The sequence below is a fragment of the Paenibacillus sp. BIHB 4019 genome, assembly GCF_002741035.1.
GTDB lineage: Bacteria > Bacillota > Bacilli > Paenibacillales > Paenibacillaceae > Pristimantibacillus.
In genome coordinates, this window is sequence record NZ_CP016808.1 from 3,643,786 (window position 1) to 3,665,596 (window position 21,811).

The window sequence follows — 21,811 nt, forward strand, 5'->3', positions numbered from 1 at the left end:
TATGCAGACGCTACCAAGCGGCATTAAAAAAATAGAAGCGTCCGATAACGCGACTATCGTTAATTTTAACGTCAACGCGGATTTATTGGACGCGAAGATAGCGGAGTTAAGTGCGTTAGGAACGGAAGTAGACGGAATAGGTGCGGACTTGACTGCGCATAAAGGATCGGGCGGAACGGCTCACGCATTAGCTACGACTGGCTCCGCTGGTTTTCAGAGCGCGGCGGATAAAACGAAGCTTGATACGATCGCAACGGGCGCTAACAACTACACACACCCATCAACGCACCCACCGTCTATCATCGTACAGGACGCGGGCAACCGCTTCGTAACTGACGCGGAAAGGACGACTTGGAACGCGAAGGCGTCAACGGCGGTTGCTTCTGCGGCCGTTAACGGACTCATGAGCGCAACCGATAAAACGAAGCTGGACGGAATCATGGCGGGGGCTGCTTATGTGGCGGGTACGTATACTGGCGATAACACAGCATTACGAGATATAGCACTCCCATTTACGCCTAGCGCCGTTCTTGTCATATTGAGTACGCTGTTCGGTCGGGTAGAGTACTGCGGATTCGCTATTGCAGGAAGTCCGGCATATAACGGAGCGCCTACGTACGGGCCCATCGTGCAGACGGCAACAAACGGCTTTAAGGTCGCTTACCGCGACGTAGGCTCGGTAAACTCACTTTACACGAATACGGCCGGAGCTGTGTATCACTACATCGCGTTCAGATAAGGGGGATAACGTATGATCGTACATGCAAACGGTAGCTACGAAACAGGCGAATGGCTGACGGCTGACACGTACCCGAACGCTTACTATATCGCAGACGATTCGGAACTAGCCGCAAAGGTTCGGACGCTGTATCCGTATTACACGCTCGTTACCGAAAACGGCGCGCTAATTGACGTAACGGAACGCGCCAAAACGCCGGAAGAAGAGGCGGCATTGTTACCGCAGAAATCACCGGAGGAGCTGCGAATCGAATCGCTCGAAGCGGATAACGTCGCGCTTATGACGGCGCTCGCGGACGTATATGAGCAGCTTATAGCGATACAAACAAACGAAGGAGGCGGCGCTTAGTGGCGTACGTATACTGCCGACTAATTAAGCTCGGCTTACGCAAATTGGAGGACGTACCGCAGCGGGATCGTGCCGCAGTCGAGACGTTACTTAACGCAGAGGAGGCGTCCGAATGAGCGGACAGATCATATTAAACGGAGGCGCTGGCGTAGCTGGCGCTTTTATTGCGTTCGCTTTCGGAGGCTGGACGGAGGCTCTCACGTTCTTATTAATCGCGATGGTGGCGGATATTATTACGGGCATCAGCGCTTCATTCAAAGAGGGACGCGGACTCAACTCCGCTATCGGTTCGGTAGGTGGCGCGAAGAAAGGCCTTATGCTTCTCGTCATCATCTTAGCGCACCGTATCGACGTGCTGCTCGGACTCGACAACGTAGCGATAACGGCAGCGACGTATTTCTATATCGCGAATGAGTTAATCTCCATAACGGAGAATTACGGTCGGTTAGGACTTCCCTTACCGGACAAGTTTCGCGAGATGATCGATGTTTTGAAGCGTAAAGGAGGCGTAAAGTAATGGCGACGTTAACACTTTCGGAAGTGAAAGCGAAGTCGGCAGCGCGGTTAAGCGGATTGTTGCCCGTTGTGAAAGCGGCGGCTGAAGCGTTAATTGAGCGGAGTTATAAACGCGGCGTGCCGATCGTTATTACACAAGGGCTACGAACGTATGCGGAGCAGGACGCTTTATACGCGCAGGGGCGTACGAAAGCTGGCTCGATTGTCACGAATGCACGCGCAGGGTACTCGTACCACAATTTCGGCGTAGCGATAGACTTCTCGCTGCTTTCGGAAGACGGCCGCTCCGTTTATTGGGATACGAAGCGAGACGCTGATAAGGACGGCATTGCGGACTGGAACGAAGTTGTAGCGGAAGCTAAGGCGCTAGGATTCGCATGGGGCGGCGATTGGACTTCGTTCAAAGACTATCCGCACTTCGAGATGACATTCGGGCTCTCAACGGCTCAACTACGCGCAAACATCCGTCCGACAGCGGCGCAGACTAGCGCGGTATTAGCGAAGGTTAACGCGATTATGAAGGAGGAACCGGAATTGAAAGTCGAAGATGCGAACGCGATTATCACGTTTCTGAAAGCGGAGTGGGCAGCGGCTAATGCGAAGAAGGACGAGCCGCGCAAGAAAGAAGCGAATAGGCTGGCGAATGTGCTGCGCGTGGCTAGCGGGCAGGAAACGCAGTAACCTGATATATACGAAACATATACGAGGTATCAAAAAAAAGGCGCTTACGTACGACCAAACGGAATGAGTCCGTAAGGTTTACGTAAGCGCCTTTTTCTGCGTTCATCTATTCGCAAGCTATTCCGTCTCGGTCACGATCTAGCTTCGTGCTGTATCCCGGATCACCTTCGTAAAGAGGCGCAGCTCCGGCCGCTCGGACAGCGGAACAATTCTTGTAATATACGAACTCTTCGACGGGTTCTATCGTAGGTTCAGGCGTTGGTTTCTCCGTCGGTTTAACAGTAGGTTTCGCGGTAGCTTCAGGCGATTCCGTCGGTTTAGCGGCTGATGACGCTTTAGCGGACTCTTTCGGCTCCATTACAACGAATTTAATACGCTTACCATCCGGATATTCTTCGAGCTGATTACCGACCCATGATCCGGCCCCGCGATTATCTTTCGGAGTTACATACGCGATATCCGCGCCTTCTCCGCCTTCTGCGCACATAGCCATCGGCCACTCGTCGCGGTCATATCCGTCTTTCGTATCAATGCCGCGTAACGATGCGTCGCGGTTCTCGTCGGCGCCGTTCCGGTCGATCGTACAAATAGCGGAATGGCCTGCGTTAATAGCTGCGATAATGTGGCGCGCCGTCTCCGGATAACGGTTGGACGGAAACGCTAATTCAACGTCAAAGTCTGCATCCGATTTCTGCGCGAGTGGCTCCGCTGTTGGTACGTTACTTGCTACCGGACTTTTCGTAGGTACGGACGCAGCCGTCTGCGCTTTGTCTTCGCTGCTTCCTCCGTTAATGATGCCGCAGACGATAAAGAATCCGATAACTACTCCGATAATTTTACCGCGCGTTGACTTCCTCATACATAATCCCCCTCTGTAATATACGTCACAAATATACTACATATGGCGCATTTTGGCGATATGTGGAAACGATAATTCTTGCGAAATTCGTGCGTATATATTATAGTAGAAGCACGTCAAGGGTGCGTACTATTTTGGGTGCGTACGACTGGTTTACGCCTGATTTACCGTATGATTGCACGTAGTCGTACGGGGAGAAACGAATAATACGCGGTCATAGTGCGTACAAATAGCGTTGTTACGCGGTTCTTTCGATTTAGGCAGACGCGCGCGACTCAAAATCGTGAGGGAAACCGTGGAGGTTCGAGTCCTCTCGCCGGCATTATATAAAAAAGCTCTTAAGGATTTTTAATCCTTAGGAGCTTTTTTATTTGTTTGGAAAGAAGCAGCTGCATACGTTTAAGTTTGACTTATTATATTTTTAGTGCTACTCTTTAGACACAAAAGACCCAAAAACGATAACTGCAAACCATAATGCACTTTAAGTATTATTTTCTCTTTATGAATAGTTTTTTGGTCTTTTGTGTATTTTAATGAAATAAAACAAATTAGATAAAGGAGTTGTTTACAGATGAAAGATACAATTAACAAAGTAGTTGCTTTGGCAATGGGGATTGCTGTTACAGGCAAGGAGCAGGTGGAAAAAACAATTGATGAATTAGTACAGAAAGGGCAGGTTAGTAAAGAAGAATCAAAAACATTAACTGAATCGCTTGTTCAAAAAGGGGAAGAGATGCGCCAGAGGATGGAGGAGCTTGCACAAGAAAGGGTAAAAGCGATTTTAAGTGAAAAACAGATAGCTACAAAAGATGATATTCAGCGAATTGAAAAACGGTTGGATGCTTTGGAACAGCAGCAATGATCGGCAGTGAACAGGAGGCTGGAATAGCTTGCAGCGAGGAAAACGAATCCGTCAATTACAGCGTTATCGAACGATTGCAACTACGATTGCCCGAAGCGGCTTAGGTTATGTATCGGATGGGATAGGCATACAAGAGAAGAATTGGTTTTTACGCAATCCTGAACGGGCAGAACTGCATACTAAAAGTATCGGAGAACGTATCCGTCTGTTATTGGAGGAATTAGGGCCTACTTTTGTAAAGCTGGGGCAACTTGCAAGCACAAGGCCCGATTTAATTCCTGCAAATATTATAGTTGAATTGGAGCGGCTTCAGGACGATGTCCCACCATTTCCTTATGAAGATGTTCAAAGAATTATTGAGGCGGAGCTTGGAGACTCCATTACTAACTTGTTCAGCTCCTTTTCCATTACACCAATTGCAGCAGCCTCCATTGGGCAAGTTCACAAGGCTACTTTAAGGGATGGAACCGAAGTAGTCGTTAAAGTACAGCGTCCAGGCATTCAAAAGCTGGTTGAAACGGATTTAAATATATTGGCTGACGTAGCTAAAGTAAGCGAGGGAGCATTTGAGCTTGCGCAGCATTACCGGCTTAATGAAATTGTCGAGGAATTGAGCAAGGCGCTTCGCCAAGAAATGGACTATTCCATAGAGGCACAGAGCACAGAAAAATTTATGATTAACAGCAAGAAACTGCCTTATATTTTTGTCCCGGTTGTTTATTGGGATTATTGTACGAAGCGTGTGCTTACTACAAGCTATGTTGATGGAATTAAGCTATCAGATCGAAAGCAGCTTGAACAGCTAGGTATAAATACAAAGTTGGTTGCGGAACGGCTGGCAACCGTGATTTTTCACCAAATTCTAATAGATGGGTTCTTTCATGGGGATCCGCATCCTGGCAATGTTATGGCGCTTCCTGATGGCCGGCTGGCATTGCTCGATTTTGGAATGGTAGGGCGACTATCTCCTCATACGAAAAAGCATTTTGCTTCACTCGTCATTGCTTTGCGTAATCAAAGCTCTAAAGGCGTCATCCGGGCGATTTCCTATATGGGTGTTATTCCAGACGAGGTGGATCAGGCCAAATTATATGCCGATGTTGATGAAATGAGAGAAAAGTATTACCAGGTGCCGCTTAATCAAATAAGTTTAGGAACAGCGATCAGGGATTTATTTTCGGTGGCAAATCGGCATCATATTCGAATCCCATCGGAATTGACGCTGTTGGGGAAAGCTTTGCTGACGATGGAGGGTGTAACTGTTGCACTCGATCCGAAAATTAGCATTTTCAATATTGCGGAGCCCTTTGGAAAAAAACTATTTATGGAGCAAATGGACCCAAGAGAAATATGGAAAGGACTGCTCGAGGATGCCCCTGATTATTTCGAGTTGGTGAGTGATATTCCAGCTGCCTTGAAGCAGCTTTCACTCGTTATCCGAAAAGGCAAATTGCGAATGGAAGTGGAGTCTCCCCAATTGGATACGTTGATGAAGAAAATGGATCGCATCAGCAACCAGTTATCCTTCAGCATCGTTCTACTTGCGCTCAGCCTCGTTATGGTCGGCTTAATTGTTGGAGCCGCACTCAATCACTCGCAATCGCTATTTTGGGGTTTGCCGGTTATTGAGATAGGCTTCGCAGTGACCTTGGCGATGTTTGTATATGTTATATACGCCATAATACGTTCAGGACGCTTCTGAATGCAGTGTCTGAACGATATGAGCAAAATCAGCTTTCGGCTTTCTGAGGGCGATTGTTGACGTTAAAATGAAGGAGTGATAGCATTAATAGTGTTTGTTGAAAGTGGAGGTAGGTTTATGGGGCTTACAAAACGCCGATTGCAATTTTTGAACCAACTGATGGAGCTTTACCAACGTACTCGATTACCTATACACTATGAAACTTTGGCTAAAGCTTTAGGCGTAAGCAAGTGGACAGCCTATGATATGATGAAAGAAATGGAAAAAACGGGCTTTGTATCGCGAAGCTATGAGGTAAACGATAAAGAAACGGGAAGGTCGCAGGTTGTTTTTGCGCCTACTGTCAAGGCGGCAGAATTGTTTCGCCAGGAGCGCTCTGACTTAGTAAATCCAGGCGACTGGGAAGCAACCGCCAATAAAATTAAGCAATTGCTAAACAGTATAAATCATATGAGTATTAATGAGCTGCTTCGAAAAATAGTAGATGAGATTCCTAGCAAAACAACGAATATTGAATTTTGCGGTTATATTACTGGACTGCTGTTAGCCTATTTAAGAAAGCTCGGAGGTAAGTCAGAGAAGCTTATTCATATTGTTGTCAATAAAACGCCGAGTGACCAGACAAGGCTGCTTCTATTTGTCGGCACCGTTATGGGGACGATTATTCAGACGGTTCAAGAAGAGCTTAGTCACGAGATTGCGGATCTGGTTACGGAATTTGTAGATATGATTCATAAGCTGGCGAGCAACGAGCAGCGTATGCTGGCTGATTTTGTAAAGGAGGCGTTCGCTTAATACGAGCTGCCTCCATTTTTTTGGTCTTTTGTAGAAAAAAAATTAGTAGTGCAGGATACAGGCTGGCGACAAAAGGAATAAGGTAACGGCTAGCGGCCTATCGTTAATAATCCAGCTGACGTTAGCTTAGACCGCCCATAACGGGATGTGGAACGTAAGGCTCCTCCAAGGCGGCAATTTCCTCAGCCGTTAATTTAACATCCAGGGCGGCTACAGCATCCGTCAAATGATGGGGCTTCGTTGCACCGACGATTGGAGCGGTAATCGAGTCTTTTTGCAGCAACCAGGCAAGCGCGACCTGCGCTCTAGGAAGTTCTCGTTTTTCGGCGATTTCAGCTACTTTATCTACAATTTTTCGATCGGCTTCTGCGGTTTGGACATACAAGGTTTTGCCGAACTCATCTGTCCTTGAGCGTTCGCTCTCCTGCTCCCAATCCCGAGTCAGGCGGCCGCGGGCAAGCGGGCTCCACGGAATGACACCGATCCCGTCTGCTTTGCAAAGGGGCAGCATTTCCCGTTCTTCTTCGCGGTAAAGCAGATTGACATAGTTTTGCATCGAGACGAAGCGGGTCCAGCCGTTCCGCTCCGCAGCCTGCTGCATTTTCATAAACTGCCAGGCATACATGGAGGAGGCGCCAATATAGCGGGCTTTTCCGGCCTTTACAACATCGTGGAGCGCTTCCATCGTTTCTTCAATCGGCGTACCATTGTCAAAGCGATGGATTTGATACAAATCGATATAATCGGTGCCAAGCCGCTGCAAGCTGTGATCAACCTCCGCCATAATGGCTTTGCGCGAGAGGCCTGCTCCATTGGCGCCGGGACGCATGCGGCCGTGAACCTTGGTTGCGATTACGACGTCGTCGCGGCTAGCGAAATCTTTTAAAGCCCGGCCGACGATTTCCTCGCTTGTCCCATCTGAATAAACGTTAGCCGTATCAAAAAAATTAAAGCCCAGCTCAAGCGCCTGCTTAATGTAAGTTCTGCTCGCATCCTCACCTAAAGACCAAGGATGCATCCCGCGATCAGGAGCCCCATAGGTCATACAGCCAAGCGCAAGCCGTGATATTTCAAGGCCTGTTCGTCCAAGTTTCGTATATTCCATGTTCTATTAAGCCCCTTTCGGATTAGAAAATCACTCGATTTGAAAAAAAACCATTTTCCATAAGAGGCGTTGTTGCGCAGCTCTAGTGGAAAATGGTCTTTTGCGAATTGATTTAGAAATGATTCCAATGTGTAACGTCATTAACATCCAGACGGGTAGTCGGGTGGCCAGCCTCGGATGCTTTGCCAAGGGCAATCAGCATGACATTCGTATATTGGTCAGGCACATTCATCAGCTCGCGGAACTTCGCTACGTCGTAGCCAGCCATCGGTACGGTATCGAAGCCTTTGGCACGCGCAGCCAGCATCAGCTGCATTGACACAAGACCGCCGTCAACGAGTACAGAGGAGAGCAGACGTTCAGCAGGAGCATTAGAATAGAAGCCTGTCATATTCGTTCTGAGCTTGTCGGCAGCTTCACGAGTCATATAGCCAGCTTCAATTGATTTTTCATAGATGCGCTCGGCATGTTTATAAAACTCCAAATCGGCCATAACGGCAATGACAGCAGAAGAAGTTACAATTTGCTCTTGGTTGAAAGCAATAGGAAGCAGCTTTTGCTTCGTTTCCTGATCCGTAATAACTAGAAAACGCCAAGGCTGCAGGTTGCTTCCGGATGGCGCAAGAACCGCATCAGCGATAATATCGTGAATTTCTTCCTGCGTCATTTTAACAGTTGGATCATATTTGCGAACCGAACGGCGCTCGCGGATAACCGTGCTGAATGAACTTTCAGAATTAGACAAGAGTGACACTCCTCTTCGCAGATCAAATGCGTTCATCATTCGGCATGAAACTGCCAAAAGAGAACGATGAACTGTACTATTTTTATGTACAGTATAATTGTCGGCAGAGCCGATTGTCAATTGTTATTCTAAGCCGTTCTCTTCACGGATTTTGTACAAGCCATGAACGAGCGGATCTGCTGGGTCGCGATTCATTAAATGAAGCGTGAGCAAGTAGGCGAAAGGCATCGCACATACATTGTTGCCATCCGTAATTGCAGGGAATCCGGCTTCGATAACCGGGCCAATTTGCTCATTCATGTCCAAATCGACATAAACCTGCTCAGGACTGAACTCTTCCCGAACCGACTTCGCGCAATGCGGCACGATATATTCGTCGAACAGCTTCTTGGTGTCATCTTCGGTTTGGGGAGGCGTCTGAAGCGGCTTGCTGTTACCGCTGTCAATCATATCGATATAGAAGGAAGCGAGCCATTGGCTTGCCCTCTCAGCATCCTTATGCTTTTCAAGCAGTTCATTAATAAAGAAGCCGCAAGCATATTCCTTATCGGTATCCGCCTCTTTCAAGCGGTAGGCAAACAAAGGCCCGTAGTTGGGATTGTTAATAATCTGTCCCTCAACCTGATAAGCATCAAACTCGGCTTGAAGCATTTGGAGCGTGCGAGCATATACCGCCAAAATAATTTGTTTCGCTTCTTGCTCTTGTGGGTTCTCGCTTTGTTGTTCCTCTTCGCTTACTTCGTTTTCTGTGGTCATAATTGACCTCCTTCCCAGTTCCTATTTTACCATTTCTAAGAGTTTGGTTTCCACTTATTGTTGTGCCAAATGATCAGGCGTTTGTTTCCAGTTGCGGTAAGCGCGCGGAGAAACGCCATAAACCTTGCTAAACTGCACTGCAAAGTGATTATAGTTTTGATAGCCTACGTCAAAAGCGATTTCAGAAGCGCTCCGTTTCGTATGCTCCAGCAGCAGGGCTGCTTGACGAACACGCATCCGGTTATGCATATCGATGATCGAATAGCCGGTTGAAGCTTTGAATAGATGGGATAATCTGGATGGAGAGAGCCCGATCGTATGAGCCAGCTCTCCAATAGAAAGCGGCTGAGTCATATGAACGGCGAGCAAATGCATCGCTTCTTCAATACGGGCATCCGCTGTGCTGTTTATCTGCTGGGCCAGCAGCAGCAAAATTTCGCGCAGCGCATTTTCGCATAAAGATTCGCCATATAGGCTGCTTGCCAGCGAGTCGGTCAATATCCGCCGAAAAGCCCGATAAATTCGTTTGCCCGCTGAGGGCTGGCGAATCGGACAGGAAATCAGATTGGTGGCGGGGAGCAGACCCGTTTCAGCTATCACATCGGGAAAATGAACCCACACAAACTGCCACGTGTTGCCCGCCGCTGTTCCATATTCATGCATGCAGCCTGGCCGAATGAGCGTCAGCTCGCCCGGCAAGCAGCGCTGGCGCGAAGCATCGGTCAGTGCAAAGCCTTCGCCTTGCAGCGTATAAAACATTAGCCAGTCGCTTCTGCCGTGAGGCCGCACCGTATGATAATGATCGTTTTCCGAAAAATGGCCTGCAAAAATAACGGACTGCTCGGCAGCATCCTTGCTCTGGCGTCTGTCCCAATCGTTTCGCTTCATGGCGGCTCCATCCTTTCCAAAACAGCTTTGCAGAATACAATTAGTTTACCTTTTTGCTGCCGTCTTGGCTATTGCTCTGAAAACCAGCTAGTAGAGCGCAAATAAAGTGGGGAAAAAAAGTGGCATAAACGCTCTTATTTTTAAAATAGCATAATTGATGTAGTTTTCAGTATGATTGTTCATTCCTCCATGAAGCGTTCTCGCCCTATACTTGTTTTATCAAGCAGCACCCATTAAACCTTAAAAATCAGGCACGACACAGTGCCGCTATGTGAAAAAGGAGCGAGGCCATATGACATTTGGTGCCCTGACATTAACGGCTGAACAGCTGGAGCAATACCGTCGTGACGGGTATGTAATCGTCAAAAATTTATTCAGCGAGCAGGAGCTTGCCGAAATCGATTCCACCTTTGAAGGGATTAGCAAGCAGAGCGTTCCCGGTTATTTTGAGCCTGATCTGAGCGAGGAGGCGACCGATCCGCTGAAGCGTTATCCTCGGGTCATGCATCCCCACCGCTTCAATGAGACGGCAAAAAAGTATATGCTGCACCAGCCGGTGATGGATGTATTGAGGGATTTATATGAAGAAGAGCCTATCGCCGCGCAAAGCATGTTCTATTACAAGCCGCCTGGCTCGCGGGGGCAGGCGCTGCATCAGGATAATTTTTATTTAAAGGTGGAGCCGGGCAATTGTATTGCGGCATGGACGGCGATTGATGCGGCGGATGAGGAAAATGGCGGCATGCTTGTCGTGCCGAAGACGCATGATTATGAGCTGTCCTGCCCGGAGGAGGCGGATGTGACGGAGTCGTTTACACGGCATTTTGTAAAACCGCCGAAGGATAATAAGCCGGTTCCAGCAAGGATGGAGCGGGGAGATACATTGTTTTTTAACGGCAATCTTATTCATGGGTCGTACCGCAACAAAACAAAGGATCGGTTTCGGCGCGCTTTTATATGCCATTATGCGAATGAATCTGCGACGCATATTAGCCATTTTTACCGCCCGCTGTTTCGTGCAGATGGCAGCATGATCGATCGGGAGAACAATCCGGACGGGGGGCCGTGCGGCATTGAATATGAAGCCAATTACCCGCATTGACCGGAAGCTGAGCGTTCAGATGTCCTGGTGGGGCATGGAGCAGGTGCCTGATTTTGCTGCCGATACGACAGCGGAGAAAATAAGGCGCATTGCAGGCGCCGGATTCGACGGCATAAATGGTTTTATTCCAGAGCCGGAGCATGTGGCGGAGTGGAAAGAGCTGCTGCCGCAGCATCAGCTTGAGCTTAGTGTTAATGCGTATCCTGCAAGCGCAGCGGAAATGGAGAGCTTTTTGGAAAAAGCGGTGCGCTTTGGCGGCATTTCTTTCATTAACGCACAGGTCATGACGCCATTCGTAACGGGAACAGAAGCCGAAAGCTTGCTTGGCGCGATTAAAAAGCTGTCCCGTCAAGCGGGCATTCCGGTTTATGTCGAGACCCATCGGGGAACGATTACGCAGGATTTAATTCGCACTGCACGCTATGTGCGAAATTTGGGGCAGCTGGATCTGACGATTGATTTTTCCCATTATGTGCTGGCTGGCGAAATGCGGAGCGTTCGGCCTGAGGCCGAGGAACTGCTCCAGGAACTGCTCGTGCATACGAGCAGTATTCATGCCCGCGTGTCGAATGGGGAGCAAATCCAAATCGGCATGGAGCATGAAGAGGCGAAGGCGATGCTGCCGCTTTTTGAGCGCTGGTGGCGCAAAGGGATGGAGCAATGGCTCCTGCGTTCGCAGACAGGGGACAGCTTTCCGTTCGTCTGCGAGCTGGGGCCGCCGCCTTATGCGATGACCTGTCACACAGGAGAGGACAGAGGTGAGGGGACAACAGTTGAGCTAAGCGACCGCTGGCGTGAATCGCTGCTGTATGCCGAGCGGGCGCGCAGATTGTGGGATTCCTTAGCTTGAGCCTAGGGTGCGGCGTGTTGTTGCAGCAATATAATGAAAAAGCGTCGGTACAAGTAGAAATACTTGCTGTACTGACGCTTTTTGTATGCTGTTTAATGACCTTATTGTTAACAATGAAGAAGTTGAATCATATGTTTGCTTGTGAAGTGCGTCGATATAATAAATAGCAGAGAACCTATCGCCTGCTTTTCGAGAAATATGCTACATGGATAGATTGGTTTCCAAAAGCGGCTTATTAGGATCGGCGATGCTCAGTTGCGTAATATGCTCAAGGTGCGAGTACAAGTACAAGTACAAGTACAAGTACAAGTACAAGTACAAGTACAGGTGCAAGTACAAGTGCGAGTGCAAGTGCAAGTGCAAGTGTAAGTACAAGTACAAGTACAAGTACAAGTACAAGTACAAGTACAAGTACAGGTGCAAATGCAGGTGCAGGTGCAGGTCCAGGTCCAGTTAGAGTTAGAGTTAGAGTTAGAGGTTGTTATTTCGAATAACAGTCCTCCTTCGGTAAAATGGATCACTCTGAACTTTGTTCGAGGACTGTAGATCCGCTATTTCTGCGATTTTGTTCATTTGGGAGCGCATGCGGACAGGAAAGTCGTTATTGCCTGAATAATCGAGTAAATACTAGCAATTTGCAGCTATTAACTGCTCCTGAGTCCGCGAGCACCTTCATAAACCGTTGATTTTAAAAAATAGCGGCCCCTGAGTCCGAGTCCGCCGGAAGTCAGGATGATAGCGTGTCCTGCTTATTTTTTAATTAAAAGCGAAGCTTGTAAGTACGGGCACGCAGTTGACCGCTTGCTATGTCCATTATTTGAAGCTTAACAAGTTCATGCAGGATACGTCTGGCCTGTCGGTCACTTACCCTAAGATGGCTGGCGAGTTCCAAAGGGGATATTGGACGCAAAAGGCGGCGAGCAAACCGAACGGTTTCGGCTTCAAGCCAGGATAATGTTGAAGGAACGTCGGTGGCAATAAATTTCCCGATAAAAGCTAGAACGAGCTGCTGGCACTGTTTTGGCTCATCGACGATAGAAGGATAAGCAATCGGAAGAAACGTCCACCCATCCAGTGACAGCAGGCAATGGCGTCGGCATAAATCTTTAAAGCGTCTTACATCAAGATCTCTGGCATGAGGGCCATACCCTTGAATTTCTATTCCGCCTTTTGCGCCACCGGGCATATAGGCAAGATCCAGATAACGGTAGCCATTGCTGAAATCACGCACCTCCCACTCAGGAAGCAAGTGATTAAAATGACCGACAGCGGGAAACCACACGTGCCGAAGGAACTCTTGCGTACCATGACCGAGCCCTTTATGAAGAAGCTCCAGCCTGCGAGGGTTGGTTTCATTTTCAAGATTATTCTGCATCCAATCATGATATTGCTGCTCAAAACGCGGCATTGTGTTTTCCTCCTTTTTGCTTGAATTAGATTTGTTAATTGGTAACTCTACGCATTAAAAACAAAAGCCGCCTCCATACAGACCATCCCAATTACTCAATCAGGATGTTCAATGTATGGAAGCGGCGTGTTCTTCACGATCTATATGCTGTTATTATATCGTGAGCCTTTCAAATGAACAATCCATCATTTTTCCTCAATCACGGTTTCTTCAAGCTCGGGCCATAACCGCATCATTTGCTCGACATTCCAAAATGCTGCTTCAGCAGCCTTTCATAGTCCCCCATATCGATCTGCTCTTTTGTTAAAACGCCGTCCTTCCATTGCGTGAAAGAAGTGTCGGTCAAAGTTACGCTTCCATCATCTGTTATTTGTGTAATCAATGGCTGCTTATTAAATCGGGATTCGGGATGCTCAAATACAATTTGGCGGATGTCATTACATTCCGTTAAGTCAGCCAGCTGTTTTTGAGAATCGAAGGCATAGCCGACTTTCCAATCGGTATCTTTATGCTTCAGCTTCATTTCAAGAAGGTAGTCTCCATGCTCGCTATCTTCTTTTTTTATGCGAAATTGGCCGTTGCTTGACGTTAGCGTTTCGCCTGTTAAAGGAACAGGCTTTAACGGCAAATTTCCTCCAAAGCCCGAATCTAAAAGATAGGTTTGCTCCTCATAAGTAAGCAAAATCGTTAAATGCGTCCTTCCCAGCGTGAAATACGCTTGCGTATCATGATTGTAGACAACCCCGCGCGCCAAAACCGCGTTAAATCCATTTTCGATCAAAAAAAGATAAAGCAGCGCATTTATTTCATAGCAAAGCCCGCCTTCTTGATCCTTTAGAATTTTTTGAACGACGTATTCTTTCGTTATAACAGCGCTGCTTTTTCTAATTATATTTAAATTTTCAAAAGGCACGGTTTTTGCCAGTCTCTCAAGCACGTAGGCTAAGCGATCGAAAGTAATAACCTCGCTTTCTGGAATCCCTACTTTTTTGCGAAATAAAGCGTTCAGTTCACTCATCGTCCACGCCTCCAAAAGGTTTCTCAAGCCGCAGCGCAGCTTGGAAATGTGGGATTAGGCTCACGAGCCTTAATCCGTTATTTGAAGGATAAACCGAAATCGCAGCCTGAACAATGTGGAATGCTGAAAACTGTATGGATACAGTTTTTTCTGGATTCGCAATGTGCCATAACTGTCCCTATACTTATAGGTTAATAGATGGAGCGTAAGCTTAGAACACGTTGGCAAGGAACTCGCTGACTACTTGATAAAAACGATACGGATCATCCGAATGGACACCGTGGCCACATGGTTCAAAAATTTCAAGCTTTGTGTTTGGTCTTCGCGATACCATCCGTTCGGCTTGGTCTGCGTTTAATACGAAGCTTTTTTTACCATGAATAAGTAAAATAGGACAACGGGAAGCTAGCCAGTCGTCCCACCAAACCCCATTCAAGTTTTGCTGAGAAATGACCATTCCTTTTAAATCGCAGCGGAAGCCCCAGCCTCTTTCATCCTCAAACACGCTTTCTGAGAAGTAATCAATTGCCTTAATGCCAGCATGCTCAAGCGATTTTCTCAGTTCCTGCAGGGATGAGGAGCGCGTGGGGAGTGCCTCGGCAAAGGACAAGTCGGCGTTAATTTCGACACCGATGTCCTCGACAATAACAGCATGGACAAGCTCAGGGTAGCGTGCGGCAAACTGATAAGCGTTAACTCCGCCTAAGGAATGGCCCAATAGGGTGACCGGTTGTCCGCCAAGCTCTATGCGAATCAGGTTCAGAATATCCTCCAAATAGCTTTCCCTTGAATAATCCTTATCCTGAGGATGCTCACTCCAGCCATGCCCACGTTGGTCTAAACCGATAACTCGCCAATCCGTGCATTTGGACGCCAGCTCCGAATAGGTTCTAGCATCATTCATATGCCCGTGCAAAGTGAGCAGGATATGGCGGCTCTCTCCGCCAAAGTCGAGATAAGAGAGCGTATGATTGCCCGATTTGAAATATTTTCTTGCCGCCGTATCCATGTCCTGAAAATGTTGCATGCTATTTCCTCCTCGTATTTTTTTGGATAGCAGTCCACTTGATTTCACATCAACGATAACAGATAATAGTGACAACTATTGTCATAATTAAATAATCGGAGTGTTCGAATGGCTAAATCCAAAAGACTTATGGAATTAATGATGGCTGTCAATCACAAACGCAAGTTTACCGTAAAGGAGCTTTCTCAAGAGTTTGGCGTCTCGCAAAGAACGATATTAAGGGATTTGCAGGAATTGAGCGAATTAGGGGTACCGTTATATTCGGAGGTGGGGCCTCATGGCGGCTACCGTGTGCTGAAGGAAAGAATATTGCCGCCGATTGCCTTCTCCGAGGAGGAAGCCGTCGCAATCTTTTTCTCCATTCATGCCCTTCGCCACTATTCATCGCTTCCATTTGAAGCCGATGCTTCTTCGGCATTGCGAAAGTTTTACCACTATATGGCCCAGGATACCCGGGAACGTATTGATCAAATGAAGAGCCGTGTTGATTTTGTATCTCCTGCGAGGCAGGCCCAATCCCCGTATTTATCGATGCTGCTCGATGCAGCTATCCAGCAGCAAGTGCTGCTCATTGATTACGAGTCCTCGGAAAAACGATCAAGCCGCGAGGTACAGCCAATTGGCATCTATACAAGGAACGGTTTATGGTACTGTCTCGCCTATTGCTTCCAGAGCGATGATTTCCGTTTGTTTCGCTGTGACCGAATGGTTGCTGTGGTAGCTTCAACAGTAGAACCGCGGGATTTTAGGCATGTTCACCTTGAAAATAGGCAAGCGAAGGGCGTAATAGAGCAGGATGCTGTGGCACTTTATGCCGAACTTACGAAAGAGGGGGTGCAGATGTGCGAGGCGGAGCCTTGGCCGGTGCCCAAGCTTCACATTCGAAGCGATGGAACCGGCTGGCTGGAGGGCAGTATCCCGAGATGTGACCTGCTGTTTTTTGCCAAGTTTTTCATCAGCTTGGGACATGTTGTGACGATTAAAAATTCGCCAGAGCTGTTGGATTGTATAAAAAGAACCTTATCTGAGCTGATGGCCAAATATGATTAAAATGAGCTTTCCTAGTTCAACTTATATAGCCAGTAACCAGAACAAGTTCAACCGGTTTTTGAAGGGTCGCACTCAATCAGCCCCTGAAGCATGGCAAGCCTCCATTATATGTTTACGAGACAGGCCTCTGTCGTTAGGGCCTGTTCCTGTCGGATGATACACTTTGGTGCACAGCTCGATGCTTTCTCGGCGAATAACTTGCAGCGCTTGTCCGAGCACCGCTTCTGCCCTCGTCTCCGAATAAACATCCGCTGTGTCGAACGTCGTAATTCCCGCATCCCATGCAGACAGGAGCGCTGCGTTCCGGCAGGACCAGCTTACGGGCTTGGCACAGCAAACATCTATCATCTATTGGATTGACGATGCAGGAAGGCGATTATTATAATTGAGCTATGATAACCCCAATATTGGCTACAAAACTATATATACCGGTGCCGCGCTCGAACGCTGTACTGCGCCCCCGTCTAATTGAACGGCTAAATGCAGGCTTGCACCGCAAGCTGACGGTCATCTCGGCTTCCGCGGGCTTTGGCAAAACAACGCTCGCCAGTGAATGGGTCAGAAGCTGCGGAAGGCCCGCATGCTGGCTGTCACTGGATGAAGGGGACGACGATCCGCTCGCTTTTATGCTTTATTTGCATGCTGCTTTGATGACGGTCGCGCCGAATTATGGCGTTGGCCTGCTAAAGCTGCTCCAAGCTCCCCAGCCTCTGCCCATTGAAACGTTGGTCAAGGCGCTGCTGAGCGAAATCGCCTCGATTACTCACCCATTCCTGGTTGTACTTGATGATTTTCATAAATTAGAAAATAAGTCGATTTATCAAGCGATCACTCTTCTTCTTGAACACTTGCCGCCACCTATGCATCTTGTAATTGTCACCCGTGAGCTTCATCACTTGCCTATGGCCCGCCTGCGTGTGCGGGACCAGCTAACCGAGGTGCGCGCTGCCGATTTGCGCTTTACGCTGCCCGAGGCAAGCGAATTTTTTGAACAGGCGATGGGGCTGAGCCTGACGACCGAACAAATGGCCATGCTGGAGAAGCGCACAGAAGGCTGGGTGGCAGGAATGCAGCTCGCTGGACTATCCATGCAGGGGCAAACGGATACGTCCGGCTTTACTGGCTCATTTACGGGCAGCCATCCGTTTGTGCTGGATTATTTGGTTGAAGAAGTGCTGCAGCAGCAGCCTGCAGCCATTCAGCATTTTTTGCTGGGCACCTCCATGCTCGACCGTTTTTGCGGCCCGCTTTGCGATGCTGTGCTTCGCCCAGAAAACGGGGAAAGGGGCTCATTTTTCGAAACCAATCCCGAAGCCGATTCCCAAGCAAATGGGCAAACGACTTTAGAATATTTGGAGCGTGCTAATCTGTTTATCGTCCCGCTGGACAACGAGCGGCGCTGGTATCGCTATCATCATCTGTTCGGCGATTTGCTGCGGCAGCGGCTTGCCCAGGAGCAGCAAAGTAGCTCTTCTGTGGGTGCGGCAAGCGAGGGCGTAAATGAATCGCATCGGCGGGCAAGCAAATGGTATGAGCTTAACGGCTTTGTACTCGAAGCCTTTCACCATGCAGCAACCGCTCAGGACATTGAAGGTGCTGCGAGACTGCTGGAGGGAGATGGCGTCTCCCTTATTTTTCGAGGGATGGTCACTCCTGCGCTGAAATGGCTGGATTCGCTGCCGGAGAAGGAGTTTGCGGCACGTCCCTCCCTATTCGTGCTCTATGCTTCGGCACTGCTGATGACGGGACAATTAAGCGGTGTTGAACAGAAGCTGTTAGCTGCTGAACAGCTTTTGCAAGCAGATGCCCGCCAAGATGCGAAAACCCGTGATTGGATCGGTCATACAGCATCGATTCGCGCCACGCTTGCGGTGAGCAAGCACCAGCCAGACATGATTTTGGCTCATTCTCGGCGTGCGCTCGACTATTTGCATCCAGATAATCACCCTGTTCGCACTGCTACGACGTGGACGCTCGGCTATGCGTATCAGCTTCAGGGAGAATATGGCGCTGCGGGCAGGGCTTATGCTGAAGCGTTGGCCAGCAGCAAGCGGATCGGGCATGTCATCATTTCGTTTATGGCGGCGATTGGCCTTGCAAGCATTCAAGAAGCGGAAAATTTGCTTGATACGGCGGCAGGGACTTATCGTCATGCGCTTGAATTGGCGGGAGAGCCGCCGCTGCCCGCAGCAGGCGTAGCCTATTTGGGCTTAGCCCGCATTTATTACCAATGGAACGAGCTGAATACCGCTGAGCAGTATGCCCAAATAGCCCTTCCACTTACGCAGCAGCTGGAGCATACAGACCGTGCCATTGAGGTCGAGGTATTTCTTGTACGCTTGCTGCTGGCGAGAGGAGACGTCGGCGGTGCGGCTGCACTGCTGGCAAAGGCGGAGCATGCAGCACGCCAGCATCAGCATTTTTTGCAAATGCCGGCCATTGCAGAGGCGCAGGTGCTAGTGCTGCTTCGCCAAGGCAGCACCGAAGCGGCCGCCCGGCTAGCGGCAAAAAATAAGCTTGCGATCAGCGAGGCAAAGTGTGAATTAGCCCAAGGAAATCCAGCCGCTGCGCTTGCGATTTTGAAGCTGTGGCGGGAGCACGCAGAAGCGAAGGAGCTGCCGTATGAACGGCTCAAGGCAAGTGCGGCACAAGCCGTCGCTTGGTATGAACATGGCGATAAGGCCAAAGCCACGGCCATGTTGACCGAAGCGCTGGTGCTTGCTGAGCCCGGCGGCTTCGTTCGAGTTTTTGTCGATGAAGGGCTGCCTATACTCAAGCTGCTGCGGGAGGTCGTTGTCCGAGGAACTGGCTCAAGCTATCGGAGTCAGGTACTGGCTGCTTGTGAAGCCGAGGCGAATATAGGCAAACTAAGCCAGGCAATTCCGTCAGGCCAAGAAGGCAAGGAAAGCAAAGAACGGCTGAAACACGCCTCTGAGCCGCTTATTGAGCCATTAACTGGAAGAGAGCTGGAGGTGCTGCAATTGATTGAGCAAGGGCTCTCGAACCGCCAGATCAGCGAGCGGCTTTTTCTCGCCCTAAGCTCAGTCAAAGGCCATAACCGCAACATATTCGACAAGCTGCAGGTCAAGCGGCGAACTGAAGCGGTAGCCCGCGCCCGCGAGTTAGGACTATTTTAATGAAAAATAAAATCGTTTGGTGTAATGCCGCTATAGCAGCTAACTATTTTTCAATAGGCGCTCGGCAAGCGATGGGAACCAGCGCTGGATAGTCTTTAGCCATTTCACTTTGCCAATCGGCACCTCCAAGCGATTATTTTGAAAATAATCCATAAATTGCGAGGCTAACTCATCTGGCGATATTTTGTTTTTCCCTCTGCCTTTTGTCATTGCCGTATCAACGATAGGCGGGATGATTTCGAATACTTTTACGTTCGTATTTTCCAGCTGATAGCGGAGGGATTGGGAAAATAGATGCAGCCCCGCCTTCGTCGCGCAATAAACGGGAGCAGATTTTTTCGGAACGAGGCCTAAACCAGATGAAACGTTAACAATTGCGGCCTCATGCTGGCGGGCAAGCAGCGGCAGCAGCTTGGAGGCAAGAACAATATAACTGCTCGATTAAAGCCCGTCCCAGCCGTTCCCAACAAATATGACGGTCATACAACGATTGAAAATCCTTATACGGAATAATTATTAATTCGCTATCCATCAATGCCTGTATGGAAAAAAAAGCAGGGACAATCTCCAGCAAAGAGCTGTAAGCCGCGATAAAATCATTGTTAGCGCAAAAGCTTTTATTGAACTCCACTCCGTCAGGCGTTGTATAATACAATCGAAACAGTCCGCTGACGCATATACCGATGCAGTCTGCCTGTTCTCCTTCTCGAATAAAATGGCTGTTTTTTGCAATGGATTTGTGCACGGCTAACCGCTTGAAGGCTTGCTCTTCCTCTTCAGGAATAGGCGAAATTTGTTGCAGCCTGGTAAATATAGATTCCCACCTATGCGTCATAAAGAAATGGCTCCTTGCTAAAATGGAATGATTGTATACAGCGATCATATAAAGCTATAAAGAGATAAATGGTTTTATGCTTTCTTTTAATGAGGTGGATGGACGACCGATTAGCTGCTCCAAATCGTTGGAGGTGGATGAAGCATCGATTTTGCGGAGAAAGCCGTATATCCAATTTTGGATGGTGGCGTCTTGCTGCAAGGAAACAGGCCTGCGGGCAAGCTCGGCCATCGCAGCAGTCAAATCGCTGAACGACCATGGGCTGGATGCCGTAAGCTCGTAGGTTTTGTTCAAATGGCCGGGTTCAGCAAGAACGGCCGCAGCAGCTAGAGCAATATCTTGCCGCGGAATGGAATTAAACAGCCAATCTCCGGGAGGCACACGCAATTCTCCGCGTTCAATAGCCGTCTTTAAATCAAGGGTGCCAATAAAATCGATATACAAGGCATTCCGTAAAAAAGTATAGGGGATACCTGTGGCTTGAATGGCATGCTCGGTAGCTAAATGCAAGTGAGGGAGCGGAATCGAGCTTTTTTCCGGAAAAGCAAAGCTGGTATAGAGCAGCTGCTCGACCTTTGATTTTTTGGCTGCTTCAATGACATGGGTATGCTGGCGCATACGAATCGTATCATCAGGATGGGAGCTTGAAATGAATAGCAGCTTGGATGCGCCTGCGAAGGCGGATTCAAGAGAGTCGGGGCGATCATAATCGCAGTAACGTACCATAATCCCCAGCTCCTCATAGGGCATGGCTGTTTCGCGAGATCGAACGCATGCAATGATCTGGTTCATTGGAACTTTGTGAAGCAGTTGATTTAAAATGAGAGTCCCCAGCTTGCCGCTTGCTCCTGTTATGACGATTGACAAAAATACCACCCTCTCCTATAGAAAGTTAAGCCCTTAACTAAATGGGCGAAAAGAGCGTTAGCCCTTTTTCAACTTCGTTAATAAAGCTAAAAGCTGATGTAATTCATGCTCCTCCAGCGCTTGCATTTTTTCGGCAATTCCTTGCCGGTTCTCGGGCAAATATTGCAGCAGCAGGCTCTGCCCCTCATTGGTTATCGAGATGACGGATTTTCGGCCATCCTTGGGATGAGGCTCCCGGCGAATGTACCCATCGCTCTCCATTGGTATGAGCAGCAGGCTGATATTCGATTTGGTGACGCCGATTTTGGCTGCAAGCTTGGAGGGAAGGATGGTGCCCCCTGCTTTCATGATTTCAACTAAAAGGCGCATCCTGGCTCCATTAAGTCCTTTGGATTGCCAATATTTCTCCGATACCTCGACTAGCCTCGCCGTTGTTTCAACCAATGAAAAAAACACCGAATTATGAAGCGGCAAATCGAGTACATATTGCTGCAAGTCTTTCATAGAATCACCTTCACGGA

24 protein-coding genes and 3 pseudogenes are annotated in these 21,811 nt (G+C 48.5%); 12 read left to right on the forward strand and 15 right to left on the reverse strand.

Going from position 1 to position 21,811, the window contains the following annotated elements:
* Position 1: 1 nt before the first annotated feature.
* Genes BBD42_RS15820 through BBD42_RS15835 form a run of 5 tightly spaced genes read left to right on the forward strand, consistent with a single transcriptional unit; the run spans position 2 to position 2,284 of the window.
* The gene (locus BBD42_RS15820; protein WP_099518925.1) at positions 2-739 is read left to right on the forward strand and encodes a hypothetical protein; all 738 of its coding nucleotides are present in this window, start codon (positions 2-4) and stop codon (positions 737-739) included.
* 12 nt (positions 740-751) lie between these two features.
* Positions 752-1,087, forward strand: a complete 336-nt coding sequence (locus tag BBD42_RS15825) for a hypothetical protein (RefSeq protein ID WP_099518926.1) — start codon at positions 752-754, stop codon at positions 1,085-1,087.
* Positions 1,087-1,203, forward strand: a complete 117-nt coding sequence (locus BBD42_RS32520) for a CD1375 family protein (protein ID WP_252120218.1) — start codon at positions 1,087-1,089, stop codon at positions 1,201-1,203. The genes BBD42_RS15825 and BBD42_RS32520 overlap by 1 nt, the downstream gene beginning before the upstream one ends.
* A complete protein-coding gene (locus BBD42_RS15830) occupies positions 1,200-1,604 on the forward strand; it encodes a phage holin family protein (RefSeq protein WP_099518927.1) in 405 nt (134 codons plus the stop codon). Before BBD42_RS32520 ends, BBD42_RS15830 begins: the two co-directional genes overlap by 4 nt.
* On the forward strand, positions 1,604-2,284 hold the full coding sequence (locus BBD42_RS15835; RefSeq protein WP_099518928.1) for a M15 family metallopeptidase: 681 nt from the start codon (positions 1,604-1,606) through the stop codon (positions 2,282-2,284). Before BBD42_RS15830 ends, BBD42_RS15835 begins: the two co-directional genes overlap by 1 nt.
* 106 nt (positions 2,285-2,390) lie before the next feature.
* On the opposite strand, the gene BBD42_RS32250 is transcribed toward BBD42_RS15835, so the two are convergent.
* Entirely contained in the window at positions 2,391-2,642 is a 252-nt protein-coding gene (locus tag BBD42_RS32250; RefSeq protein ID WP_237163528.1) for an excalibur calcium-binding domain-containing protein, read from the reverse strand.
* Positions 2,643-3,143 (reverse strand): annotated as a pseudogene (locus tag BBD42_RS32670) (excalibur calcium-binding domain-containing protein); the annotation flags it as partial.
* 571 nt (positions 3,144-3,714) lie between these two features.
* Here BBD42_RS32670 and BBD42_RS15845 point away from each other — a divergent pair.
* From BBD42_RS15845 to BBD42_RS15855, 3 genes are all read left to right on the forward strand, one after another.
* The gene (locus tag BBD42_RS15845; protein WP_099518930.1) at positions 3,715-4,005 is read left to right on the forward strand and encodes a phasin family protein; all 291 of its coding nucleotides are present in this window, start codon (positions 3,715-3,717) and stop codon (positions 4,003-4,005) included.
* Positions 4,006-4,033: 28 nt separating this feature from the next.
* A complete protein-coding gene (locus tag BBD42_RS15850) occupies positions 4,034-5,707 on the forward strand; it encodes an ABC1 kinase family protein (RefSeq protein WP_099518931.1) in 1,674 nt (557 codons plus the stop codon).
* Positions 5,708-5,824: 117 nt separating this feature from the next.
* On the forward strand, positions 5,825-6,502 hold the full coding sequence (locus tag BBD42_RS15855; protein ID WP_099518932.1) for a MarR family transcriptional regulator: 678 nt from the start codon (positions 5,825-5,827) through the stop codon (positions 6,500-6,502).
* Positions 6,503-6,623: 121 nt separating this feature from the next.
* Here BBD42_RS15855 and BBD42_RS15860 read toward each other — a convergent pair whose 3' ends face one another.
* The 4 genes from BBD42_RS15860 to BBD42_RS15875 form a co-directional block, all read right to left on the reverse strand.
* Positions 6,624-7,607: an aldo/keto reductase gene (locus BBD42_RS15860; RefSeq protein WP_099518933.1), complete on the reverse strand. Its 984-nt coding sequence runs from the start codon at positions 7,605-7,607 to the stop codon at positions 6,624-6,626.
* 112 nt (positions 7,608-7,719) lie between these two features.
* On the reverse strand, positions 7,720-8,388 hold the full coding sequence (locus BBD42_RS15865; RefSeq protein WP_099521631.1) for a nitroreductase family protein: 669 nt from the start codon (positions 8,386-8,388) through the stop codon (positions 7,720-7,722).
* 87 nt (positions 8,389-8,475) lie between these two features.
* Positions 8,476-9,108, reverse strand: coding sequence for a hypothetical protein (locus tag BBD42_RS15870; RefSeq protein WP_099518934.1), 633 nt, complete (start codon positions 9,106-9,108; stop codon positions 8,476-8,478).
* A 54-nt stretch (positions 9,109-9,162) separates the two neighbouring features.
* On the reverse strand, positions 9,163-9,996 hold the full coding sequence (locus BBD42_RS15875; RefSeq protein ID WP_099518935.1) for a helix-turn-helix domain-containing protein: 834 nt from the start codon (positions 9,994-9,996) through the stop codon (positions 9,163-9,165).
* A 292-nt stretch (positions 9,997-10,288) separates the two neighbouring features.
* On the opposite strand from BBD42_RS15875, the gene BBD42_RS15880 reads away from it, so the two are divergent.
* Together BBD42_RS15880 and BBD42_RS15885 are read left to right on the forward strand one after the other, a co-directional pair.
* On the forward strand, positions 10,289-11,098 hold the full coding sequence (locus BBD42_RS15880) for a phytanoyl-CoA dioxygenase family protein (protein ID WP_099518936.1): 810 nt from the start codon (positions 10,289-10,291) through the stop codon (positions 11,096-11,098).
* Entirely contained in the window at positions 11,076-11,948 is an 873-nt protein-coding gene (locus BBD42_RS15885; protein ID WP_237163529.1) for a sugar phosphate isomerase/epimerase family protein, read from the forward strand. Before BBD42_RS15880 ends, BBD42_RS15885 begins: the two co-directional genes overlap by 23 nt.
* 760 nt (positions 11,949-12,708) lie before the next feature.
* On the opposite strand, the gene BBD42_RS15890 is transcribed toward BBD42_RS15885, so the two are convergent.
* The 3 genes from BBD42_RS15890 to BBD42_RS15900 form a co-directional block, all read right to left on the reverse strand.
* Positions 12,709-13,356, reverse strand: coding sequence for a transcriptional regulator (locus tag BBD42_RS15890; protein WP_099518937.1), 648 nt, complete (start codon positions 13,354-13,356; stop codon positions 12,709-12,711).
* A gap of 232 nt (positions 13,357-13,588) precedes the next feature.
* The gene (locus tag BBD42_RS15895; protein WP_099518938.1) at positions 13,589-14,374 is read right to left on the reverse strand and encodes an arylamine N-acetyltransferase family protein; all 786 of its coding nucleotides are present in this window, start codon (positions 14,372-14,374) and stop codon (positions 13,589-13,591) included.
* A 211-nt stretch (positions 14,375-14,585) separates the two neighbouring features.
* The gene (locus BBD42_RS15900; protein WP_099518939.1) at positions 14,586-15,401 is read right to left on the reverse strand and encodes an alpha/beta fold hydrolase; all 816 of its coding nucleotides are present in this window, start codon (positions 15,399-15,401) and stop codon (positions 14,586-14,588) included.
* Positions 15,402-15,509: 108 nt separating this feature from the next.
* Here BBD42_RS15900 and BBD42_RS15905 point away from each other — a divergent pair, with 108 nt between their 5' ends.
* On the forward strand, positions 15,510-16,451 hold the full coding sequence (locus BBD42_RS15905; protein ID WP_099518940.1) for a helix-turn-helix transcriptional regulator: 942 nt from the start codon (positions 15,510-15,512) through the stop codon (positions 16,449-16,451).
* An 84-nt stretch (positions 16,452-16,535) separates the two neighbouring features.
* On the opposite strand, the pseudogene BBD42_RS15910 reads toward BBD42_RS15905, so the two are convergent.
* Positions 16,536-16,736: pseudogene (locus tag BBD42_RS15910) on the reverse strand (aldo/keto reductase); the annotation flags it as partial.
* A 122-nt stretch (positions 16,737-16,858) separates the two neighbouring features.
* Here BBD42_RS15910 and BBD42_RS15915 point away from each other — a divergent pair.
* Complete coding sequence (locus BBD42_RS15915) at positions 16,859-19,588, forward strand: winged helix-turn-helix domain-containing protein (RefSeq protein ID WP_348272564.1); 2,730 nt, start codon at positions 16,859-16,861, stop codon at positions 19,586-19,588.
* Between the two features lie 39 nt (positions 19,589-19,627).
* On the opposite strand, the gene BBD42_RS32260 is transcribed toward BBD42_RS15915, so the two are convergent.
* The 5 genes and pseudogenes from BBD42_RS32260 to BBD42_RS15935 all read right to left on the reverse strand — a co-directional run bounded on the left by BBD42_RS32260 (position 19,628) and on the right by BBD42_RS15935 (position 21,794).
* Positions 19,628-19,798: a hypothetical protein gene (locus tag BBD42_RS32260; protein WP_237163113.1), complete on the reverse strand. Its 171-nt coding sequence runs from the start codon at positions 19,796-19,798 to the stop codon at positions 19,628-19,630.
* Between the two features lie 33 nt (positions 19,799-19,831).
* A pseudogene (locus tag BBD42_RS32265) lies at positions 19,832-20,017 on the reverse strand (SDR family NAD(P)-dependent oxidoreductase); the annotation flags it as partial.
* Complete coding sequence (locus BBD42_RS15925; protein WP_172455511.1) at positions 19,971-20,423, reverse strand: Crp/Fnr family transcriptional regulator; 453 nt, start codon at positions 20,421-20,423, stop codon at positions 19,971-19,973. The gene BBD42_RS15925 and the pseudogene BBD42_RS32265, both read right to left, overlap by 47 nt.
* Before the next feature lie 54 nt (positions 20,424-20,477).
* Complete coding sequence (locus tag BBD42_RS15930) at positions 20,478-21,290, reverse strand: NAD(P)H-binding protein (RefSeq protein WP_099518944.1); 813 nt, start codon at positions 21,288-21,290, stop codon at positions 20,478-20,480.
* A 57-nt stretch (positions 21,291-21,347) separates the two neighbouring features.
* Complete coding sequence (locus tag BBD42_RS15935) at positions 21,348-21,794, reverse strand: MarR family winged helix-turn-helix transcriptional regulator (protein ID WP_099518945.1); 447 nt, start codon at positions 21,792-21,794, stop codon at positions 21,348-21,350.
* Positions 21,795-21,811: the final 17 nt, after the last annotated feature.